Consider the following 3,093-nt stretch of genomic DNA (forward strand, 5'->3'; position numbering starts at 1 on the left):
ACGCGCCTCCACCTGGGGAGCGGATCAGGCGCGCCGGTATCCCCGCCTACGGTATCAGCCGCCCCACCCCCCAGTTTCTCGTCGAGGAGGCCCCGCCCGCCGAGACAGCGACCACTCCCGAACCACCGCCACGGAAGCGGCTTTTCACGCTGTCCGCACGCAGCGAGACCGCGCTGCGCGGACAGGCCGGGCGCCTGGCCCGGTACGTCACCGCCGGCACCCCGCTGCCCGACGTCGCACACACCCTGGCCCGCCACCGCAGCCACTTCGAATGGCGCACGGCGATCGTCGCGGGCGACCGGGACGAACTGCTCTCCTCCCTCAAGGCACTCGGCACCGGGCGCAGGCCGACGGCTCCGCCACGCGAGGAGCAGACCGGCAAGGTGGCCTTCGTGTTCGCCGGACACGGCGGCCAGTGGACCGGCATGGGCATCGAGCTGATGTCCCAATCGCAGGCCTTCCACGACGAACTGGCCCGCATCGACGAGGCCGTCCAGCGTCATGTCGGCTGGTCGGTGCTCAATGTGCTGCGCGCACCCGAGGAGTTCTCCCCGCTCGACCGCACGGAGTACCTCCAGCCGGTCCTGTTCGCGGTCAACGCGGCCCTGGCCGCCGCCTGGCGGGAGCTCGGTGTCACACCGGACGCCGTCGTCGGACACAGCCTGGGCGAGATCGCCGCCGCCTACGCCGCGGGAGCCCTGACCCTGGACGAGGCGGTCACCGTGGTGACCGGACGCGCCCAGGCGGTCGTGCCCGTGGTCGGGCACGGCGGCATGCTGGCCGTGGAACTTCCGCGCCCCGACGTCGAGAAGCTGCTCGCACCGTACGCGGACCGGCTGTTCGTCGCGGCCGTCAACAGCGCCCACGCCACCGCCGTCTCGGGCGACGCCGACGCGCTGGCCGAACTGCGGCAGGCCCTGGAGGAGCGGCGGATCCCCGCCCGCGTCCTGTCGACACCGTTCGCCTCGCACACCCCGCTGCTGGATCCGCTCCGCGACCAGCTGCTCGACCGCTTCTCGGGAATCCGCGGCACGCGCACGCCGACGCCGTTCTACTCGTCGGTGCTGGCCGAACCCGTGCCGGGGGACCGGCTCGACGCCGAGTACTGGTTCGCCAATCTCAGACAGCCCGTCCGCTTCGCGGACACCGTCCGGCGGCTGCTGGACGACGGCTACCGCTACTTCGTGGAGCTCAGCCCGCACCCGTCGCTCACCTCGTCGGTCGAGGCGGTGGCGGCCGAGGCCGGCATCGACGCGGTGGGCGTCGGCTCGCTGCGCCGGCAGCGCGACGGCCAGGACGTACTGCTGGGCAGGCTGGGCGAGTTGTACACCGCCGGGTACACGCCGGACTGGCCGGCGCTGTTCCCGCGGGGCCGCAGGCTCGACCTGCCCACCTACGCCTTCGCCCGCGAACGGCACTGGCTCGCCCCCGTCCGGGCGGGCGGCACGAGTGCCGGTTCGCCGCTGCTCGGCACCCATGTCGAGGCCAGCGACGAGCCGTGCAAGGACATCTTCCAGAGCGAGATCGACCTGCGCGACACCCGCTTCGCCTATCTGACCGACCACCAGGTCACGGGCGAGGTATGGCTGCCCGGCGCGGCCTTCCTCGGCATGGCGATCGAAGCCGCGTCCGCGGTCACGGAGGACGCCGAAGTGCGGCTGGCCGGCGTCGAGTTCGTGCAGCCGCTGCGCCTGGACGAGGCACGCCCCGTCCGTCTGCAGCTCGTGCTGCGGCCGGCCGACGACGGAGTCCGGGAGTTCACCATCGCCTCCGCCGCCGCGGGCCGGCGGTGGGAGCGCCATGTCACCGGCCGGGTCACCGTCGCCGCCGCCGGGCCGGAGAGCGGCGACGGCGAGAGCCTGGACGCGCTGCGCGAACGGTGCGCGGAGCGGGTCGACATGCCGTCCGTGTACGCCGGGCTCGCCGCCCTCGGCATCGACTACGGCCCCTTCTTCCGGGGCCTGGAGGAGGGCCACCGCACCGACACGGCCGCGCTCGGCCGGCTCGCCGCCAGGCCCGCCGCCGGTCATCTGCTGCACCCCGCCGTCCTCGACGCCGCCTTCCACTCGGCCGCGCTGCCCGCGAACGCCCCCGAAGGACGGGCGTTCGTCCCCGCCGGGGTCGGACGGCTGCGGTACACCGGACTGCGCACCACACCGGTCTGGGTGACCTGCGCCCTGCGCGGCGTGGACGGCGACACCGCGTCCCTCGACCTCAGGCTGTGGGACCAGGACGGACAACTCGTGCTGGAGGCGGCGGAGTTCCGGCTCGCCGCGCTCTCGCCGCTGGACGGCGCCCTCTTCGAGACCCGCTGGCAGCCGCGCCCCGAGGCACAGGAGCCGCCCGCCGGGGGAGGCTGGCTGATCCTCGCCGACGAGACCGGGGTGGCCGCTGAACTCGCCGCCCGGCTGGGCGACCATGCACCGCCTGTGATCGCGCGCAGGGGAGAGGCGTTCGGCGTCGAGGGGCCCGGACGGTACGTCCTCGACCCGGCCGATCCGGCCCAGCTGGCCCGACTGCTGGACGAGGCCTACGCGGACGGGCCGCCCGAGCGGGTGGTCCAGCTCTCCGCGCTCGACGCCCCGGCGATCGGCGACACCGGCACCGCCGAGGAGGCGGCCCGGCTGTGCTGCCTGAGCACCCTGCACCTGGTACGGGCCCTCGCCGACCGGCTCACGGGCCGGGCGCCGCGCCTGTTCGTGGTCGTACGCGGCAGCCAGGCCGCCGGGGACAGCACCGCGGTGACGCACCCCCAGCAGGCGCTGGCCTGGGGCTTCGCGCTCGCCGTGGCGCAGGAGTACCCCGAGCTGGCCACCACCCTGGTCGACCTGCCGCCGACGGGCGGCATCGGGGAACTGTGGACGCAGCTGTGGCACGCGGACGACGAACGGCTCGTCGCGCTGCGCGATTCCGGCCGCCTGGTACCGCGTCTGGTCCGCACCCGGCCCGACGACGGCGAGGAGACCGGGACCGACGGCGTGCACCTGATCACCGGCGGTCTGGGCGGCCTCGGCCGGGTCGTCGCCGAGCGGCCGGGGCGCCCGGGGGCCCGCCGGCTCCGCCGCGGGAGCCCCCGGACCCCCGCCCCGCACC

At 74.9% G+C, this 3,093-nt stretch carries 1 protein-coding gene; it reads left to right on the forward strand.

Features of this window, described 5'->3' with window-relative positions:
* On the forward strand, positions 1-3,093 hold a 3,093-nt coding region (locus tag ACFW2E_RS44260), incomplete at both ends, for an acyltransferase domain-containing protein (RefSeq protein WP_384477074.1).

The sequence above is a fragment of the Streptomyces sp. NPDC058964 genome (genome assembly GCF_042741275.1).
Lineage (GTDB): Bacteria > Actinomycetota > Actinomycetes > Streptomycetales > Streptomycetaceae > Streptomyces.